22 protein-coding genes are annotated in these 18,662 nt (G+C 62.5%); 14 read left to right on the plus strand and 8 right to left on the minus strand.

The genetic code is table 11. The features are described 5' to 3' along the window. Window positions 1-217: 217 nt before the first annotated feature. Window positions 218-595 (minus strand): DUF427 domain-containing protein, encoded by a 378-nt coding sequence (locus DK391_RS23450; protein WP_109480384.1) that lies wholly within the window; start codon window positions 593-595, stop codon window positions 218-220. 511 nt (window positions 596-1,106) lie between these two features. On the opposite strand from DK391_RS23450, the gene DK391_RS23455 reads away from it, so the two are divergent. Beyond that, window positions 1,107-1,670 (plus strand): DUF3331 domain-containing protein, encoded by a 564-nt coding sequence (locus DK391_RS23455; protein WP_109480385.1) that lies wholly within the window; start codon window positions 1,107-1,109, stop codon window positions 1,668-1,670. Window positions 1,671-1,863: 193 nt separating this feature from the next. After that, a complete protein-coding gene (locus tag DK391_RS23460; RefSeq protein ID WP_109480386.1) occupies window positions 1,864-2,427 on the plus strand; it encodes a YbaK/EbsC family protein in 564 nt (187 codons plus the stop codon). Here the strand turns inward: DK391_RS23460 and wrbA are convergent, their stop codons facing one another. After that, the gene (wrbA, locus tag DK391_RS23465; protein ID WP_109480387.1) at window positions 2,428-3,027 is read right to left on the minus strand and encodes an NAD(P)H:quinone oxidoreductase; all 600 of its coding nucleotides are present in this window, start codon (window positions 3,025-3,027) and stop codon (window positions 2,428-2,430) included. It lies immediately after the preceding gene. A 291-nt stretch (window positions 3,028-3,318) separates the two neighbouring features. Here wrbA and DK391_RS23470 point away from each other — a divergent pair, with 291 nt between their 5' ends. Continuing rightward, complete coding sequence (locus tag DK391_RS23470) at window positions 3,319-3,891, plus strand: DUF4142 domain-containing protein (protein WP_109480388.1); 573 nt, start codon at window positions 3,319-3,321, stop codon at window positions 3,889-3,891. Window positions 3,892-3,957: 66 nt separating this feature from the next. Here the strand turns inward: DK391_RS23470 and DK391_RS23475 are convergent, their stop codons facing one another. Further along, complete coding sequence (locus tag DK391_RS23475; protein ID WP_109480389.1) at window positions 3,958-4,665, minus strand: MgtC/SapB family protein; 708 nt, start codon at window positions 4,663-4,665, stop codon at window positions 3,958-3,960. A gap of 426 nt (window positions 4,666-5,091) precedes the next feature. Here DK391_RS23475 and DK391_RS23480 point away from each other — a divergent pair, with 426 nt between their 5' ends. Genes DK391_RS23480 through DK391_RS23490 form a run of 3 tightly spaced genes read left to right on the plus strand, consistent with a single transcriptional unit; the run spans window position 5,092 to window position 6,368 of the window. Then, on the plus strand, window positions 5,092-5,448 hold the full coding sequence (locus DK391_RS23480) for a hypothetical protein (RefSeq protein WP_109480390.1): 357 nt from the start codon (window positions 5,092-5,094) through the stop codon (window positions 5,446-5,448). A gap of 14 nt (window positions 5,449-5,462) precedes the next feature. Continuing rightward, the gene (locus DK391_RS23485; protein ID WP_109480391.1) at window positions 5,463-5,840 is read left to right on the plus strand and encodes a hypothetical protein; all 378 of its coding nucleotides are present in this window, start codon (window positions 5,463-5,465) and stop codon (window positions 5,838-5,840) included. Between the two features lie 33 nt (window positions 5,841-5,873). Continuing rightward, entirely contained in the window at window positions 5,874-6,368 is a 495-nt protein-coding gene (locus DK391_RS23490) for a lytic transglycosylase domain-containing protein (RefSeq protein ID WP_109480444.1), read from the plus strand. Window positions 6,369-6,416: 48 nt separating this feature from the next. Here DK391_RS23490 and DK391_RS23495 read toward each other — a convergent pair whose 3' ends face one another. Beyond that, window positions 6,417-6,821 carry a helix-turn-helix domain-containing protein gene (locus tag DK391_RS23495; RefSeq protein ID WP_109480392.1) on the minus strand — a complete coding sequence of 135 codons (405 nt, stop codon included), beginning with the start codon at window positions 6,819-6,821 and terminating at the stop codon, window positions 6,417-6,419. A gap of 641 nt (window positions 6,822-7,462) precedes the next feature. On the opposite strand from DK391_RS23495, the gene DK391_RS23500 reads away from it, so the two are divergent. From DK391_RS23500 to DK391_RS23510, 3 genes are all read left to right on the plus strand, one after another. Beyond that, the gene (locus DK391_RS23500; protein WP_109480393.1) at window positions 7,463-7,855 is read left to right on the plus strand and encodes a hypothetical protein; all 393 of its coding nucleotides are present in this window, start codon (window positions 7,463-7,465) and stop codon (window positions 7,853-7,855) included. Between the two features lie 80 nt (window positions 7,856-7,935). After that, a complete protein-coding gene (locus tag DK391_RS23505; RefSeq protein ID WP_109480394.1) occupies window positions 7,936-8,544 on the plus strand; it encodes a hypothetical protein in 609 nt (202 codons plus the stop codon). A gap of 107 nt (window positions 8,545-8,651) precedes the next feature. Beyond that, the gene (locus DK391_RS23510; protein ID WP_109480395.1) at window positions 8,652-8,894 is read left to right on the plus strand and encodes a DUF2964 family protein; all 243 of its coding nucleotides are present in this window, start codon (window positions 8,652-8,654) and stop codon (window positions 8,892-8,894) included. Here the strand turns inward: DK391_RS23510 and DK391_RS23515 are convergent. The 4 genes from DK391_RS23515 to DK391_RS23530 all read right to left on the minus strand — a co-directional run bounded on the left by DK391_RS23515 (window position 8,891) and on the right by DK391_RS23530 (window position 11,458). Continuing rightward, window positions 8,891-9,985 (minus strand): DUF484 family protein, encoded by a 1,095-nt coding sequence (locus DK391_RS23515; protein ID WP_109480396.1) that lies wholly within the window; start codon window positions 9,983-9,985, stop codon window positions 8,891-8,893. The genes DK391_RS23510 and DK391_RS23515 overlap by 4 nt on opposite strands. 144 nt (window positions 9,986-10,129) lie before the next feature. Beyond that, window positions 10,130-10,324, minus strand: coding sequence for a YqaE/Pmp3 family membrane protein (locus DK391_RS23520; protein WP_109480397.1), 195 nt, complete (start codon window positions 10,322-10,324; stop codon window positions 10,130-10,132). A gap of 45 nt (window positions 10,325-10,369) precedes the next feature. After that, the gene (locus DK391_RS23525) at window positions 10,370-10,705 is read right to left on the minus strand and encodes a YbjQ family protein (RefSeq protein WP_109480398.1); all 336 of its coding nucleotides are present in this window, start codon (window positions 10,703-10,705) and stop codon (window positions 10,370-10,372) included. A gap of 30 nt (window positions 10,706-10,735) precedes the next feature. Further along, window positions 10,736-11,458 carry a sulfite exporter TauE/SafE family protein gene (locus DK391_RS23530; protein ID WP_109480445.1) on the minus strand — a complete coding sequence of 241 codons (723 nt, stop codon included), beginning with the start codon at window positions 11,456-11,458 and terminating at the stop codon, window positions 10,736-10,738. Window positions 11,459-11,687: 229 nt separating this feature from the next. Between DK391_RS23530 and DK391_RS23535 the strand changes: the two genes are divergently transcribed. The 5 genes from DK391_RS23535 (at window position 11,688) to DK391_RS23555 (ending at window position 18,660) form a co-directional block, all read left to right on the plus strand. Further along, window positions 11,688-12,605: a DUF4148 domain-containing protein gene (locus DK391_RS23535; protein ID WP_109480399.1), complete on the plus strand. Its 918-nt coding sequence runs from the start codon at window positions 11,688-11,690 to the stop codon at window positions 12,603-12,605. A gap of 266 nt (window positions 12,606-12,871) precedes the next feature. Further along, a complete protein-coding gene (locus DK391_RS23540; protein WP_109480400.1) occupies window positions 12,872-13,738 on the plus strand; it encodes an IclR family transcriptional regulator in 867 nt (288 codons plus the stop codon). An 80-nt stretch (window positions 13,739-13,818) separates the two neighbouring features. Further along, window positions 13,819-14,973, plus strand: a complete 1,155-nt coding sequence (locus DK391_RS23545; RefSeq protein ID WP_109480401.1) for an acyl-CoA dehydrogenase family protein — start codon at window positions 13,819-13,821, stop codon at window positions 14,971-14,973. Between the two features lie 398 nt (window positions 14,974-15,371). Next, window positions 15,372-17,675, plus strand: coding sequence for a DUF3141 domain-containing protein (locus tag DK391_RS23550; protein ID WP_109480402.1), 2,304 nt, complete (start codon window positions 15,372-15,374; stop codon window positions 17,673-17,675). Window positions 17,676-17,691: 16 nt separating this feature from the next. After that, a complete protein-coding gene (locus DK391_RS23555) occupies window positions 17,692-18,660 on the plus strand; it encodes a phosphate acetyltransferase (protein ID WP_275426831.1) in 969 nt (322 codons plus the stop codon). The last annotated feature ends 2 nt before the right edge of the window (window positions 18,661-18,662 follow it).

Raw genomic sequence — 18,662 nt, forward strand, 5'->3', positions numbered from 1 at the left:
GACCGGCTGGGGGCCCGCAGGCAAGGACCGTAGAGGGTGGTGTTAGCGGCTTTCTTTTGCCTACTTTTCTTTGCCGCTGCAAAGAAAAGTAGGTGCTGCCCCGCACAGGGGCAACGCGTGAAGTACGAAAACAAATCGCGGATGCCAGCGAAAGCGCAAAAACAACCTACCCACCACGCGCACTAGCAAACCCAAAAACAAAAACAAACACCAAACCTCACCGCCCAGAAACCTCAATCCCATCCACGCGAGTAGCATAAAACGCCACATGCCCCTTAATAGCATCAACAGCCTCATATGGGCTTTCATAACTCCACACAGCATTAACCGACCGCTCACCACCAACGGGAATACTGTAGTAACTGCACTCGCCCTTATAAGGGCAATAGGTGGAATGATCAGTACGCTCGAGCAAAGTCATATCCACATCCTTGCGCGGAATGTAGAGCACTTCCGGATACGACGACTCATGAAAAGACAATGCATCGGTACTATCGGCAATCGTGCGCCCCGCTACCGACACCACCACCCGCGAACCGCTCTTTGCAATCGTGATGGGATGATCGGGACCAGGAATCTTCACTGTCTTTTCCATGACGGCTAATCCTAAAGAAGAAAACGGTTGAGGGCCGGGCGGCGAAGTACTGTCCGAGTATGGACGCCCACCTCGCGATGTCAAGACAAGACCCCGCACCCCGTAGCCCCAATCGGCCCGTTTCCACCGACGTCACTGTGTATATGCATTCCCGCGCAGCCCAGTACAGCAAGCGATTGCCGTCGCCAGCGGCTTACCGGACGTCCATTGTTTGATTTAGATAAATTGAGTGTTCATTTAGCTGGCATTTATCTGGTCCAGGCAAATCGTTAGGATGCACGCCATGCGACCGGTGGTTCGAGCCGGCCGCGAAAGCTGATTGCAACGCTGTGACCCAGCGTGGAACCGCTCGGATCGTTCGCCGTGAGGGCGTAGCGACGCGCGGTGCATGCGTTTTCGCCCGCGCAGGCAGCCGCGTTTGCGGCTGCGGGCGGCCATCAAAAGCAGAACGTAAGGTTCTGCGGACCTGGATGAGCCGCCCCGAAGGGCCACGCTTTAACGAGGAGTCGACGTGAGCAGGATTGGAACTGCAACAGCCACACCGGCTGATACCAGGCCTCGCGCCCACGCAAACCGGCGCGCGAGCGGCGAGCCGGAACTGCGCCGCAAGGAGACGCTATACGCTGGCCTGCCGTCTGAGTCCGCTGGCGGCGGCAGTGCGCCCGCGCTGCGCGACCCCTGGACGGCAACCATTTCACGGCTGGGCAAAGCGCCCGCACAGGACATCAAGCTCGGCTCGTGCGACAAGGGCGCATGCGCTGCACGTCCCGCACGCCGCAGCGCCAACACCGAGCGCGCACAAGCGGCCGCCGACCAGCACAGCGGCGCCGTCATCACGTTCGTCGAACGTTTTGGCGCGAAATCGATTTCGATCACCTGGCGTGATTCGACAGCCGGCCGCTACACCGAGCAACTCTGGGTGCGCCGCATCGCACGTTCGCGCGGCGTTTGCGCGCTCACGGGCGCGAACATCGTGCGCGGCGATGCCGTCTACGGACCGTTCAGCCGTCCGTCGAGCCGCCCGCGCAACATGTCGCAGATGATTCTCGCCGAACAGCTCGACGACCTCGAATGATCGACCGCGCGTCAATGCGCTGCACGCCCGACGTGCACGCGTGACATTCAAAACGCCGCCCACGCACGGGCGGCGTTTTACTTTTGAATACGCGGAAAGCTTCGCAAGCCGATGAAGGGCGCCGCCCCGTATGCGCCATCGATCGTACAATGAGTGCGCGCTATCTTCGTCCGCTCACTGTTCACAGGTCACCATGCTTTCGCACGAACCGCTTCAGAAGCTCGACATCATCGCGCCCGATCAGGTCGGCGCGCATCTTCCGGCACACGTTGCCGCATCGATCGAAGGCCGCGACATCGTCGTGTTCTCCGTCACCGACGACGCCTCCGACACCGCCGATTTCAGCGCACGTTACGGTTTCCCGATGGAAGACTGCGCGAACACGATTGTCGTCAAATACAAGAAGGATGGCGGCGAGCATCTGGCTGCCATCGTGACGCTCGGCTCGCTGCGGCTCGACGTCAACGGCGCCGTCAAGGCAGTGCTCGGCGCAAAGCGCATTTCGTTCGCGCAACGCGAGCTTGCGACGGAACAGAGTGCAATGGAATTCGGTGGCATCACGGCGTTCGGTCTGCCTGCAAGCTGGCGCATTCTCGTCGATGCCGCCGTGATGCAACGTCAGCAAGTGGTGATGGGCGCGGGCGTGCGCGCAGCGAAATTGCTGCTCGCGCCGTCGCTGCTCGAACAGCTCGGCAACGTCGAAATCGCACCACTGACGTTGCCGCCAGACTCGCCCGACGCCCTCGAAGCAACCTGATCAGCCAAACAGTTTCGCTGCCGTCTTCGCCACCAGTGCGCCCTGATGCCGCGCGCCTTCGAGATCGATGGCGCTCGGCTGACGCGAGCCATCGCCTGCTGCAATCGTGGTCGCGCCATAGGGTGCGCCGCCGACGCTCTCCGTCATGTTCATCATCCCCTGATGGCTATACGGCAGGCCCACGATGATCATGCCAAGGTGCATGAGGTTCGTGATGATCGAGAACAGCGTCGTCTCCTGCCCGCCGTGTTGCGTGCCCGTCGATGCAAACGCGGCACCCACCTTGCCGTTCAGCGCACCGCGCAGCCACAGCCCGCCCGTCTGATCGAGAAACGCGGCCATCTGCGATGACATACGTCCATAACGCGTACCCGTGCCGACCACGATGGCATCGTATTGCTCGAGATCGGCGACAGTCGCGATGGGCGCCTGCTGATCGAGCTTGTAGTGCGCTTTCTTTGCGATCTCTTCAGGTACGGTTTCCGGCACGCGCTTGATATCGACCTGCGCGCCCGCACCGCGCGCACCTTCTGCGATGGCTTCCGCCATCTGTTCGATGTGCCCATACGCCGAGTAATACAGAACGAGAACTTTGGCCATTGCGATCTCCTGTCGAGGATAAGAGCGCGACATGCGTCGCCTTGCTGAAGCACGGCACAGTTTGCCGCGCTGCTCACGATACTCCCGGTTCGCCGCCTCTGTCTTCGATGAAGCACGCAACAGACGCCATCCCGATCCGCAAGATTGCCCGCATCAATGCGCGCGGCACGCCACAACCTTTACGCACCGTTACACAAGCGACATTGCCGTTTCACCTGGGCGCGAAACCGGCACCTAGAATGCCTCTCGGCTGATTTATCAGTTCATTCGCAGATTACTGAAGGAGAACACATGATCCGTTTGCCCATCGCTTCCATCGTCTGTGCATCCACGACCAGTCTGTTGCTGTTCGCATCGGCGGTGAACGCGCAAACCGCGCAACCGGCGCAGGCAACGCAAGCGCAAGCCGCCGATACCGTGCGGCTGCACGAAGCCGACCAGAGCTTCGTCAACGACGGCACGCAAGGCGTCGCCACGCAGCGCGACGCAGCACGCATTGCCACGTCGCGCTCGACGGACCGCGACGTGAAAGCGTTCGCTGAAAAGGCCGCCGCCGACAACCTCTCGATCGCCAACGCACTGCGCGCGGCCAGCCCGCGTGGTGTCGACGTGCCGCACAACAATCCGGACACGGCCACGCTCGATAGCATCAAGAATCTGCGCGGCGCAGACTGCGACAAGGCGTATATCGAGCAGGTCGCATTGAGCGGCCAGCAGAAAACGCTGTCGGCGTTTCAGGCCGAGATCGCATCGGGCCGCAATGCACAGCTGAAGGACGCTGCGCAAAAGGCCTTGCCCACCATTCAGGCGCAATACGCAGCAGCGCAGGAACTGGCGAAGCGCAAGCATCTCGCCACGCAATAAGCGCATTCGTCAACGCGCCGTCACACGGCTGCAAGCGCATCGCAGTCTCACTGCGATGCGCTTTTTTCATTCGGGCGTCGGCTCCACTTCCTTTGCGGACCAGCTCACGCTCGATACGCTTTTCTCCATGCTGATACGGCTCGCCATCAGTTCGAGCTTGGCCTGATCCTTCGGATGCATGCGCAGCGTTGCCGTTACCTGTATACGCGATGGATCGCCTTCGACATCCTCACTCGTCAGACTCTGAAATGACAGTGGTTGCGAGTACATCGAATTCGACAGCACGGTGCGGATATGAATCTCCTCGTGTTCGCGGCACACCACGGTCAGCACATATTCGCGTACGAGATCCGCGCTCGACACGGGCGTCGCGTTGATCATGCGGCTGACTTCGCGCAGCACCGTGTTAGTGACGAGCACGACGACCGTGCCCGCAACCGCCGGCCCATAGTGACCCGAGCCGCACAACACGCCCACTGCCGCCGAGCACCACAGCGTCGCCGCCGTATTGATGCCCTGGATCGAGCCTTTGTCGCGCATGATCACGCCGCCGCCGAGAAAGCCGACGCCCGACACCACATAGGCGGCGATCTGCGTGACGCCCGCGACGCCATTGCCCGTCAGCATGCCGAGTGTGACGAACAGGCATGCGCCGCTGGCGACGAGCGTGATCGTGCGCAGCCCCGCCGTACGTTGGCGCATCTGACGTTCAAGACCAATTGCCACGCCGCACGCAAACGCGGCGAGCAGCCTCCAGATGAAATCCGCTGACATATCGTTTTGCAGGTCGTTTTGCAGGTTGAGGCGGAACCGCTGTGGAACGAACCCGATCGCTCACGCCGGAACAAGGGACGTTATCTTGAGGCCGCTTTGTTTCATGACTGTGTTACGCAAATATGTCGCGCACCAGATAAACGCAGAGGTCGTCTCGCAATCCTGGCGAGCCGCGCGAAATGTATTCCGCATAAAAGCGGTTGCGCGCTCAAGCATGCTTCCGGACACGCCAAACCACTGAGGCAACCTCTCCGCTTTCCCACTTCTCGACGGTCAGAGTTTCCGGTCGGCCGCTCATCTTGAGTCAAGTTTCCCGATTTGCCAAACGTTTGCGGTTTGCATATCAAGTTCGCCGCAATCGTGCCGTCAAAACCGAAATAGCGTCAACGACTTCTGGAGCGGCTCGTGAAACAGCTTGCGTTTTGTATGGTTTTCGCCGTCCTGGCAGGCTGCGCGCAGCTGCCGGCCAATACGGCATCGCAGGCGGACAAGCCGCCCGTGTCGAACGATGTGATCAGCTTCACGATTCCGCCCGATGCACTCGGCGCGCGCGATCCGCAGCTGTCGGCGGTGCTCGCCAAGGCGGGTGCGCTGGCCGCCTCGCAGAAGCAGCCGACCACCATTCTCGTGACTGCCCTGGGTCAGGATCTGCCGTATCTGAACCAGGCGATCTGGCGCGGCGTGCCGTCTCAGCATCCCGCGAAGCTCAGCCTCGAGAACCTGACGGCAGGCGCGAGCCAGCCGTACAGCGTGTCGATCCGGCCGACGGCCGCGACGCCATGAGGGGAAGCCACATCATGTTCCGTCTAGCCAGTTTCGCCACTTTCGCAGCGGGCATCGCGCTCGCCGCGCTCATGAGCCAGCCCGCGCACGCGGGCCAGCCGGCCGTCGCCGGTGCGCTGTCTGCCAATGCAGCCGCGGGGACGGCGGGCGCCAACTCGTCCGCCGCTGCCGACAAGGTCTATCCGCCGCTGCCGACGCTCGCGATGCTGCCGCAAACGACCGCCGAGGACGACGAACCGCTCGCGCCCAAGCCCGCTGCGAAGAAACGCAAGGTACGCGCGCCAGTCGACCTGCGCCCTGCCACGCCCGCTGCGCGCCTCGTCGTATCCGACGCGTCGCGCACCTATCTGCGCACGATCGACAAACAACTCGACCTCGCGCTGGCGAAATAAGCGCGAATGCGCGCACTCAACGGAGCGTCACACGTGACCACTCACCTACTCCACGCCGCGCCCCGCTCGCGGCGCCCGTTCAAGGGTGCGCTTGCCGCGCTTGCGCTGTCGTTCGCGTCGCTGACTTGCGGCACCGCGCGCGCCAACGACTGCTTCGAGCAGGCAGCCGTGTACCAGGGCGTCAATCCGTCGATCCTGCGCGCGGTCGCGTGGCATGAATCGAAGGGCGATCCCACTGCCATCAATCACAACTCGAATGGCTCGATCGACGTGGGCCAGTTGCAGATCAACTCGGTGCATTTCAGCGATCTGAAGCGCCTTGGCATTCCGCATCGCGCGCTCACGGATGCTTGCGTGAACATCTATGTCGCGGCGTGGCTCATCAAGCAGAAGATGGTGAAGTACGGCAATACGTGGCGCGCAGTCGGCGCGTATCACTCGGAATCGCCGAAAGAGCGCGACGCCTACGCGCTCAGCATCCAGAAGATTCTCGTCGCGTGGGGCGAACTGCTGCCCGCGACGCACTGACGGCGTCTGCCGTCACCGGCGCGCCCCGTTACGTGCTCACTCGCGCACTCACTTGCGCGATTTTGTCAGCCGGTGCCCTAGCCCGAGATTGGTCGCGATCTGCCACGTATACACGCGCGAATAGCTGACGCCGAACTGCGCATGTATCAGCTCGCGCAGCCGGTTGCTGGTCCACGCATCCGACGGAAAGCCGTGGACGCCGGCAGGCCCGTTCAGCGCTGCCGCGATCCACTGCATCGCCGCCTCGTCGAGCACCGACGAGCGCCCGCCTACACTCATCTGCCGCAACGACTCCAGCCCGCCCTCGTTCACCAGCGTCCGATATTTGCGCACGGTGTTCTCGGAGATATGCAACTGGGTGGCGACGTCGCTGACGGACGCGCCTTCCATCAGCATCTTGCCTGCGGCAAGCCTGCGCATGACGGTCGGCAATGCTTCGTTTCGTGGCGGCATGAACGGTCTCGCAGGTGGTCGGAGCGCGCAAGCCTGATCGGCGCGTGACGGGCCTTGCACTGACCTGACAAAGGTCAAAATCGACCAATATATCCTGCCGGCGATTTTGTATATGCCGCACTCGAAATTTCATGAAAGCGGAAAAATCATTTATCAATTTTATTGCGTTGCATTTAACGTCATTAAACAGTCAAACCATTTTGGTCAACAATAAAGATCCTCACATTTATTGCGAATGGTGGTGCGCGGCTTGAACTTGGCGAAATCGTTTGCTAGCATGCAGTAATCATTACTCGCACCAGATGCGACCCATCCTGACACTCCGCACTGTGATTGGTGCGCCTGCTACGTTTTCCGAGGGAACGTCGTATGGCCTTACGCCGGTTTCAATATCACACACCTTGATCGCGAGGCTTTTCAAGCCGCGACAATAGTCTATTATTCCTGCTCGTTCGCATCGCTAACAAAGCGGTGTGAATATTTACGCGCCCACAAAACTGTTTTTGACAATTGAGTTAAATCAATTTTTCATAAACGTCAAAAAAGCTTTAAACAGCAAATAGCCTGACCAATTAATTGCAGCCGCCTTTCGCGCCGACAGTAACGTCGTGCGCAGCGGCGCATCACGCGCGGAGGTCGAGATGGAAGTGGAACGGATTGAACGCATCGCAGTGGCCTTGCGACGCGCCGCAGAGCACGAACGCCTGTTGCCCTATCAGCGCTTTCACGCACTGTTCGGCGCGAGCGATCCGCTCACGGCCCGCTACGACGCGCTCGAACGCGCCGTGGCGTCGCTCGGCGAGGTATCGAACATCGATTACGGCGTGCTGCTTGCGCTGAGCAACGGCTTGCCCGGCCCCGACTTTTTCCGCCGCTACCAGAAGCATCGCTTTGCGGACTATGTCGCGGTGATGGGGCCGCCCATCCATCGTCAGTCGATCAAGCGCAAGCGCCTGCTGGTCGAGGCCGAGCGCCGCCGCGTGTATGACGATGCAAGAAGAAAGGCGGCCAGCCACGCCGCAGAGCCCGCCTGAACCGACGGCCAGATTCGCACGTGACACATCCCAACAATTCGGCCACCGGACCCGAAGTCCAACTATCCGAGGAGTCTCTCATGCAAGCTGCAGCTCGCCACCCGATTCGCATCCTCGCCATTGCGGCGGCATGCGCGGTGCTCGCCGCGCCCGCCCTCGACGCCCGCGCGCAGGACAATCCAGCATCCTCGCCTGCCCCGAATGCCGTCGGCACGGCTGCCGTCGCCGACGTGACGGCGCGCATCGTCAAGATAGACGCCGACAACAATGAAGTGACCATCCGCGGACCACGCGGTGGCCTGACCATTGTCGATGTCGATCCCGATGTCGGCGACGTGAAGAAACTGAAAGTGGGCGACGAAGTGCACATCTCGTACAAGGGCGCGCTGCTGCTGTCGGCGGACAAGGTCGATACGAAGGGCGTGCGCTCCCGCGTCGAAACGCAGACGACCACGCCCGAGCAAGGTGGCGCATCGACGCAGACACGTCATGTGGAAGTCGTCGCTACCGTGCAGAAGATCGATCGCAAGAAGCGTCAGGTGACCTTGCGCGGGCCGGAACGCACTGTCGTGCTGCAGGTCGCGCCGGACGTCCCGCTCGACAAGCTCAAGGTCGGCGACAGTATCCGCGCAACTTATGCATCGGCGACGGCCGTGCAGATCACGCGCAACGGCACGCCGATCCAGTAATCGCCCTTTCGCGCCCTACCGTTTTGCCTGTCTTGCCGTCTTGCGTGCCGTGTCATCGCGGCAGGACAGGCTTGTGCCGAACCTCGCAACACCTGTCTTTCTATCTGATGCCCATCGAACCCTGGAAATCTCCGAAGCGCCGCGCGCGCCGCAAAATGATCTGGAGCAAGGCGCACGTCGCGCTGGCCGCGATCGGCACCTTGTCGGCTGTTGCCGGCATTGCCGTCGCGATCAACGGCGGACTCGAATTCAACCGCACGAAGGTTTTCGTGGGCGTCGGCATCATCGTCGTGTCGACTGTTCTTTACGTGTCGATGCTATTCGTCGACGACCACGACAGCGCCGGTTAGATCAAAAGCGTCGCCACGCGGTTGCGACCGTCGCTCTTGGCCTTGTACATCGCGCGGTCCGCTTCGTCGACGAGCGTGCGGCCGAGCCCATCGAGATCGGCGCCTTGCTGCATCGAGTGCGCCGATACGCCGATCGATACCGTCAACGCGATGCGTGCTCCATCGTCGCCGCGCAGTTCCAGCTGCGCGACCGCGGCGCGCATGCGCTCGGCCACCACCAGAGAATCCTTCAGGTCGCCTTGCAGCAGGACCGCGAACTCTTCGCCGCCGTAGCGCGCGATCGTGTCGCCGAGCCGCGTCTGCTTGCGCAGGCATGCGCCCACCATCGCCAGCGCGCGGTCGCCGACGGCGTGACCGTGCTGGTCGTTGATCGGCTTGAAGGTGTCGATATCGATGAAGAGGCAACCAAGTGGCAGCCGGTAGCGCGACGCGCGCGTGGTCTCTTCGCGCAACCGCTCGTCGAAGTAGCGCCGGTTGGGCAAGCCCGTGAGGGCATCGGTTGCGCCCAGCCGTTCGAGTTGCTCGCGATGCGCGACGTTATCGAGGCTGGCCGCGACGATCACCGCGAAGCGCTCCAGCATGTCGGTTGCCATGCCGGGCGAAAAGCGGCTTTCGTTGTCGCTCGCGAGGCACATGTAGCCGTGCGGCACGCCGTTGGCCGCGAGCGGCAGAAGCGCCACGCTGGCGGGCTGTGCGTCGGCGGCGAACCATGCATCGGAGGCCGCGCCGGTCATCGCGGCAGGCGTGCCCAGCCACGGCCGGCCTTGTGCGCAGAGTTGCGCAGCCGTTTCGCCCATTTCGCGCGCGGGTTTCAGCGACGAGCCGGCGCTCACGCTGGCCTTGCTGGACGGATGCCGCAGCGCCAGTTCATGCAGCAGCGGCAAGGTGTCGTTGAGCCACAACGTCACGCGCTCCAGTCCGAATTCGCGCGGCAAATAGTCGAGCAACACCCGGCATAGCGACTGGAAATCCTGCGCGCGGATCAGTTGCAACTCGACATCCTGGAAGCGGCGCAACGTGCGTTCGTTGCGTTGCACTGTGTCGACGAGTGCGCGAAGGCGGACGGACTGGGGCGTGTGTGGTGTGCTCATCTGGGCCGTTGCATTGGGGCCCGGTACAGAGGCCCAACGACTGGTTATCGGCCTCGAAGCGCATTTGCTTGAGGCCGATCCATGCAACGGCCGCGCATCGCGGCGATGCGCCTGGTGCGGCGCAGGTTACGGCGCCTGGTGCATTTATGAGCGCCGGCCGAGCGCCGCTTCGATCTTCTGGTCGGTCTTGTACTGGCTCAACGCATACACCGACCAGATCGCCGCAGGCAGCCAGCCGATGATGGTGATCTGCAGCAGCAGGCAGATGATGCCCGCGATCGGACGGCCAATCGTGAAGAACTGGAACCACGGCAACAGCAGGGCAAGCAACAGGCGCATGTAACTTCCTTTCTATGAGTGAGTGCAGAGGTTGAAAAACGTCGCTCAGACGTCGCGGCGCACATGGACGGCCGTGCCATAGCACAGCACTTCCGTCACGCCCGCGCCGATCTCGGTCGCATCGTAACGCATGCCGATGACGGCATTCGCGCCTAGCGACGCCGCTTCGGCGAGCATGCGCTCGTACGCGTCGAGCCGCGCGCGCTCGCACAGCGACGTGTACAGCGAGATATTGCCGCCGAAAATGGTTTGCAGCCCCGCGCCGATCGCGCCCACCACCGAGCGCGACCGCACGATGATGCCGCGCACGATGCCCAGCGACGTATCGACGCTATAGCCAGGCAAATCGAAGGTCGTGGAGACCATGTTGCGTTCGATCATATCGTTGCTCTCCCTGTTGAAGCGGTTCGATCAGCGCCCGGCCGCCCACAGCAGCGACAGGCCGGACGACAGCATCAGGCCGTCGACCACCAGCCGGAACGTGCCCGGACTCATGCGCACGACGATGCGCCGCGCGCAGAACGCGCCCGCCATCAGCGCGGAGCCGGTGATCAGTCCGTCCAGCACGACATGCAGCGGCAGCGCGCCGAAGTGGTTGAACGTCGCGACCTTCGCGGCGTAGACGGCGAGCGAGCCGGCGGCTTCCGTCGCGAGGAACGCGCCTTTGACGAGGCCATAGCCCATGAATACGGGCACCGTGATCGGCCCCGTCGATACGACGATGCCCGTCAGAAAGCCGACAGGCGCACCGATGGCCGCGAGATGCCACGGCGAAAAGCGCACGGCGCGCTTTGCGAGCCAGCGGCGCGCGGGCACCATCGCGACGAAGAACAGGCCGAGCGCGATCTCGACGGCATGCGGCGGTAGCGCCAGCAGCGTGCGCACGCCGAGCGCCGCGCCCGGCACGGCCGTCGAGCAGTACGCGCCGCACGCGCGCCAGTCGATCTCGCGCCACCACGCCAGCACCTTGCCGAAATTGCCCATGATGGCCGCGATCGCCATGACGGGCACAGCCTGCTGCGGCCCATACAGCATCACGAGGACAGGCATCAGCATCATCGACGAACCCGTGCCGATCACGCCGCTCAGCGTGCCTGCCGCAAGTCCGACGGCAAGGACCAACAGATAACCCATCTGCATTCCCGTTAGAAGCGTTGGCGCCATGCTACTGGAAATTGGCGGCGCATCCAGCAAAGTTGTGACGAATCCCAGCCGGCCGTTATTTATTTGCTTGCCTGACTGCATCCGATTGCTGCTACAACTCGTATTGCATACAGGCGGCGCTCGGCCTTTTTTGTCTGTGGAATGCGTGCGGGCCGATGCGTGTATCGACGTGTGCTGTGTAGAACCGAAGGAAAACACGATGTTGAGCGAATCCAACAGAATGTTCGTTGCCGGTGGTCTGCTGATCGGCACGCTGGTGCTCGGGGCGCTTGGGCTTCAGTTCGGTAATCGTCTGTCGTCGGCGAAAGAGGCGGACGCGCGCGTCGATAGCGCGCTGTCTTCCACCGCGCGGCCCGTGATGCCCGACGCTTCCAGTGACGACCGGCGCAATGCGGGCATCGCGCGCGTGCTGCAGGCGGTGCACGACAGCCTGCAACGCGGCGATCTCGCGTCCGCGCACCTGCTCCTCGACGCAGTGCTGACCATGCGCAGCGACGAGCCGCAGGCGCTGCTGCTGAAAAAGGAACTGGCCGCGCGCGAAGAGAAGGCGCGTAACGACAAGGATCGGGTAGCGCTGGCATCCGTACCCGACGATCGAAACGCCACACCGCCGGCACAGCATGCGAAAGCTGCCGTCAAGACCACGCCCACGCATGCGCGAGCTGTTCCGTCTCGGCGTGTGAATCAGGTCCCGTCGACACGTGCCGTAACGACGAACGACACAACGCCATCAGTCGATCTCCGCTCCAACGCGACAACCGGCAATGCCACGACAACGGCTCCGGCCGTCGTCAATACGCCCTTGCTTCAACCTCATGTGCAGCCGCCGGAAACGGCTAGCGCTGCCCCGTTGCAGACGGCCGCTGCGCCGACCGTGCCGTCAGCACAGACGGCTACGCCGCCGTCATCGTCCTCATCGGAACCGGCTTCTCGCGAGTCCTCCGCTCCGCCCGTCTTCGCTGCTACAGGCGGCGGACCGAAGACACGCGCCGAAGTACGCGACGAACTGAACCGCGCACGCTCGAACGGCACGATGTCGCGCTTCGGCAATCCTGACCCGTATGGTCCAGGCGGCGCGCCGAGCCACAGCGATCAGCCATCGGCACGTCCTTTATAAATCCGTCGCGGCCTGGCCAATCGGTCCGCATTGCGAACCATATTCGCATTGAGTGCCAATCTCCGACGCGACTGGCCCCCACTTGCGTGCATCATGCGCAGCGTAGTGGTTAACCCGTCAATCTATTCCTGCAAAGCATCTCCGAATAACGTCCAATTCCGTGCCAGATCGGGAACACGGCCTGTTGGCGCATCTTCGCGCGTCGCCTACAATGGTCTGCTATGCGAACCCACCCTTCGCAACCGATTGACACGGAATCGAACCACATGACAGCATTCGCCCGTAGCACCCAGGCAGACGACGTCCGCAGCCCAGAGCCGAAGCACGCGACAGAATCCCGCGACATCGCCCGCTTCGACGACCAGCAGTACGAGACGGACCGACAGTTCGTCACGGCACTGGCTCGCGGCCTCGAACTGCTGCGCTGCTTCGGCCTGAAAGAGCGGCATCTCGGCCTGACCGAACTGGCGCGTCGAACGGGCTTGCCGAAAGGCACCGTCGCGCGGCTGGCCGGCACGCTGGCGAAGCTCGGCTATCTGCGCTACGACGCGCAGCTCGGCAAGTACAGTCTCGGCACGGGCGTGCTGTCGCTGGGTTACGCGATGCTGTCGAATCTCGACATCCGTGATCTGGCGCGACCGCTGATGCAGGAACTGGCCGAATACGCGGGCTGCTCGGTGGCCATTGGCGTGCGCGACCGGATGTCGATGATGTACGTCGAATGGGTGCGCAGCAGCGCGCCCATCACGGTGATGCGCAGCATCGGCACGCGTTTGCCGATCGCGACGACGTCGATGGGCCGCGCGTATCTCGCCGCCGCCGGCGACGCAGAGCGCAGCGAGGTGCTGGAACAGGTGCGCACGCAGGACGAAGCGGCCTGGCCGCGCGTCGAACGCGGCGTGAATGACGCGATGGAGGATTACGCCACGCGTGGCTTCTGCCTGTCGTATGGCGACTGGGATGCGGACATCGCGAGTGTCGGCGCGCCGTTCACGGCGCCCGACGGCACGCAGATGGCCTTCAATTGCGGCGGCCCTGCCTTCGTGCTGGGCCGCGACAAGCTGGTGAACGACATCGGTCCGCGGCTCGCGGCCCTTGTCAAACGAGTGGAAGCCGCCATCGGGCGGCGATGAAGAAGAACTCGCGCGGCATGCCTGAAGCGTTCATGCGAACGCACAACGCAAACCGCGCCATAGCGAACAGGTAATACACAATGATCCGCGATCAGGAAACACTGTCCATTCTGCTTGATTCGCTGTCGCGCTTCGTGCGCGAACGGCTCGTGCCCGCTGAAAACGAAGTCGCCGAAACAGATGAAATCCCCGCTGCGATCGTCGATGAAATGCGCGAGCTGGGTCTGTTCGGGCTGTCGATTCCCGAAGAATACGGCGGCCTCGGCCTCACGATGGAAGAGGAAGTACTCGCCGCGTTCGAGATCGCGAAGACCTCGCCTGCGTTCCGTTCGCTGATCGGCACCAACAACGGCATCGGCTCGCAAGGGTTGATCATCGACGGCACCGATGAGCAGAAGCACTACTATCTGCCGAAGCTCGCATCGGGTGAACTGATCGCGTCGTTTGCGCTGACGGAGCCGGGCTCCGGATCAGACGCAGCCTCGCTGCGCACGACTGCCGTGCGCGACGGCGATCACTACGTCATCAACGGCACCAAGCGCTTCATTACCAACGCGCCCGAAGCCGGCATCTACACGGTGATGGCACGCACCAACCCCGAGATCAAAGGCGCGGGCGGCATCTCGGCGTTCATCGTCGAAAAAGGCACGCCCGGTTTGTCGCTCGGGAAGATCGACAAGAAGATGGGCCAGAAAGGCGCGCATACCTGCGACGTGATCTTCGAGAACTGCCGCGTGCCGGCTTCGAACATCATCGGCGGCAAGGAGGATGTCGGCTTCAAGACCGCGATGAAGGTGCTCGACAAAGGGCGCCTGCATATCTCGGCGATCTGCGTCGGCGCCGCCGAGCGCATGCTCGACGATGCGCTGCGCTATGCGATGGAGCGCAAGCAGTTCGGCCAGCCGATCGCCGAGTTTCAACTCGTGCAGGCCATGCTCGCCGACAGCCGCGCGGAAATCTACGCCGCGCGCTCGATGGTGCTCGATGCCGCGCGCCGCCGCGACGACAAACAGGATGTTTCGACGGAAGCGTCGTGCTGCAAGCTGTTCGCTTCGGAAATGTGCGGCCGCGTCGCCGATCGCGCGGTGCAGATTCATGGCGGCGCGGGCTATGTGTCCGAGTACGCTGTCGAGCGCTTCTATCGCGATGTGCGCCTGTTCCGCATTTACGAAGGCACCACGCAAATCCAGCAACTGGTGATCGCGCGCAACATGATTCGCGACGCAGGCCGTTAAACCTTTCCCCTCTGGATCAAGGCGGTTTTTACAACTGCCTTGATCCATGTCAATACATTGATAAGCCTGCTTCAAACACCAGGCTTATTTGACGTTGCCAGAAGAATCATCGCGTCCTACACTGGCTTATTGACGCAATGCAACAAGTGCACACACGCGCTTCGCCTGCGTGTGCAACACGCATTCATCACAGCGTCATGCTTCTGCCATTTTTATCGCTGATCTTGATCGAAGCCGCGCCTCGTCGAGGCGCGTTGATGTCTCGCCCTGGTTTCAGGCCGCGCGACTCATTGCGACGATGCACGCGCATCGGGTAAGCGTTTCATGCGGGCATCGGGCGCGCATGTGAGCCTCGCATGAGACCACGGCGCCGACCCTTTGACGGAGCAGATGCGACCATGAATCAGTCTCAACCGGTATCCGCTTTATTCGCCGTCTCGCCTGACACGTTCGTGCAGCCGATGCCATTTGCATCCATGCCCGGCAATCTGTTCGCGCAAGGCTATGCATACGCCGTCGACGCATGGCAACGCAGCGTGCTGTTCGCCGACGTGATGCGTCAGCGCGGCAACCAGTATCAGGCGCACTTGCAGGAACACGTGCCGAACGTGCTCGATACGGAGTTTCGCACCGAGCTTATCGTCGATGGCCGCACGCTGCCGCGCCCCGTCAATTACGGCCTCGTGCGCATCCTGCCACCTGACGACCTGACACCCGATCACGACTTCGTCGAAGGCAGCGATCCGGGCCGGCTGCGCCCGTTCGTCGTTGTCGATCCACGCGCGGGGCATGGGCCGGGCATCGGCGGCTTCAAGCGCGACAGCGAAATCGGCGCTGCGCTGCGTGCCGGACATCCGTGCTACTTCGTCGGCTTTCTGCCTGATCCCGTTCCCGGGCAAACCGTCGAAGACGTGATGCATGCCGAGGCCGCGTTCCTCGAAAAGATCATCGAACTGCATCCCGACAGCCCCGGCAAGCCGGCTGTGATCGGCAATTGCCAGGCCGGCTGGCAAATCCTAATGACAGCCGCGATGCGCCCCGACCTGTTCGGCCCGATCGTCGTTGCGGGCGCGCCTGTATCGTATTGGGCCGGATGGCGTGGCAAGAATCCGATGCGTTATTCGGGCGGCATGCTCGGCGGTTCGTGGCTGACGGCCCTCACCGGCGATCTCGGCGATGGCCGCTTCGACGGCGCGTGGCTGGTGCAGAACTTCGAGAACCTGAACCCCGCCAACACGCTGTGGACCAAGCAATACAACCTGTACGCGAACATCGATACTGAAGGCCCGCGCTATCTCGGCTTCGAGAAATATTGGGGCGGCCACGTGTTCCTGAATCCGGGCGAAATGCAGTACATCGTCGATAACCTGTTCGTCGGCAATCGCTTCGTGAGCGGCGAGATCGTTACGTCGGATGGCGTGCGGCTCGATCTGCGCAATATCCGTTCGCCTATCGTCGTGTTCTGTTCATATGGCGACAACATTACCCCGCCGCCGCAAGCGCTCGGCTGGATCACGGATCTCTATCGCGACGACGCTGACCTGCTCGGCCACGATCAGACCATCGTCTATGCGACGCACGACAGCATCGGCCACCTTGGCATTTTCGTGTCGAGCAGCACGGGCAAGAAGGAGCACCGCGAGTTCGTCAGCAATATCGATCTGATCGATCTGCTGCCGTCGGGTCTTTACGAAGCGCATATGGGCGCGAAGACGGACGCGACGCCGCACGCGGATCTCGTGCAAGGCCAATACGTGCTGTCGATTTCTCCGCGCACCATCGCCGACGTGCGCGCGATCGTGCAACCCGATTCCGAGAGCGACCGGCGCTTTGCTACCGCTGCGTATGTATCGCGCTTCAATCTGGGCCTGTATCGCAGTTTCCTGCAACCATGGGTGCGGGCATGCACGACACCGTGGGCAGCCGATGTGAGCAGCAAGCTGCATCCTCTGCGCGTCACGTACGAGTTGTGGTCGGATCGCAATCCGCTGGCGTCGTCGGTGGCGAAGGCCGCCGAAAGCGTGCAGCAGATGCGCGCACCCGTCACTGCAGATAACCCGTTCATGCAGATGCAAACGGTGATGTCGAACGCAATCATTGCGTCATTCGATTTCTATCGCGACATGCGCGACGCCGCCGTCGAGCAGATGTTCGAAACCGTTTATGGCGCGCCGTGGTTGCAGGCGTTCGCAGGACTCCCGCCGCACACTGACAGCGAAGCAAGCGCCATGCTGACGGAACCCGGCGACACCGAGGAACGCGAAGCGTCGATCGTCGCCGAACATGAACGGCTGCGTCACGATATGACAGAAGGCGGACTCGTCGAAGCGAGCGTGCGCGCGCTGCTATATGTACGGCGCACGCATGGCGAAGCGGACGAGCGCCGCTTCAATCTTGCGCGCGAAATGCTCAGCAAGCTGTCGGATCAGGGCATTCTGTCGTTCAAGCATGTCGTGCGCGAACAGGCGGCGCTGCTGCGCCTCGACACCGAAGCGGCCATCGAAGCGCTGCCCGGACTGCTCGCCAGCGCACCACCCGATACCGTGCGCGATGCCGCGCGCGACATCGACAAGCTCAGCACGATGCTGCCGCTCGACGATCACGAGCGCGCCGATCTCGCGCGCGTGTTGACCATCTTCGAATCGGCGTCGAAGAAGAAAACCACGCGGCGCACGGAGTCGACGCGTCAGCAGGTCGAATGAACGACAGCGCATCGCAATAGCATCATCTACGAGGGAAAAGAACATGGAACACAAGCGCGATAAATACGAGCGCCTGGTCGCCTTCGCCGCGACGCTCCCGCCTACACCCACAGCCGTCGCGCATCCTTGCGATCACGATTCGCTATCAGCCGTCGTCGAAGCGGCGCGGCTGAAACTGATTGCGCCGATCCTCGTCGGCCCGCGCGCGAAAATCGAAGCGGCCGCGCAGGAAGGCAAGCTCGATCTCGGCGATCTGCCTATCGTCGATGCGCCGCACAGTCACGCCGCCGCCGAATGCGCGGTGCAACTGGTGAACGAAGGCAAGGCGCAGGCGCTGATGAAAGGCTCGCTGCACACGGATGAACTGATGGGCGCCGTGGTCGCGCGTGCGGCGGGCCTGCGCACCGAACGGCGCGTGAGCCACTGCTTCATCATGGACGTTCCGGGCCGCGCCGATCCTCTCATCATCACCGACGCCGCCGTCAACATCACGCCGACACTCGACGAAAAGCGCGACATCGTGCAGAACGCCATCGATCTTGCGCACGCACTGCGCTTTCCCGCTGCGCGCGTCGCGATTCTCTCGGCGATGGAAACCGTCAACTCGAAAGTGCCGTCGACACTCGAAGCCGCCGCGCTGTGCAAGATGGCCGACCGCGGGCAGATCAAGGGCGGCATACTCGACGGCCCGCTCGCACTCGACAACGCGATCAACGAAGAAGCCGCGAAGATCAAGGGCATCGATTCACCCGTCGCGGGCCATGCAAACATACTTGTCGTGCCCGATCTCGAAGCGGGCAACATGCTCGCCAAGAGCCTCACGTTCCTCGCCGGCGCGGACGCTGCGGGCATCGTGCTCGGCGCGAAAGTGCCCATCATCCTGACCAGCCGCGCCGATTCCGTTATCACGCGGCTGGCTTCGTGCGCGGTTGCGTCGATGGTTGCGCTCGCGCGACGCGAACATCCGGCTTCTGCCATTGCCTGAAC

This window comes from Paraburkholderia sp. C35 (assembly GCF_003121405.1).
GTDB lineage: Bacteria > Pseudomonadota > Gammaproteobacteria > Burkholderiales > Burkholderiaceae > Paraburkholderia.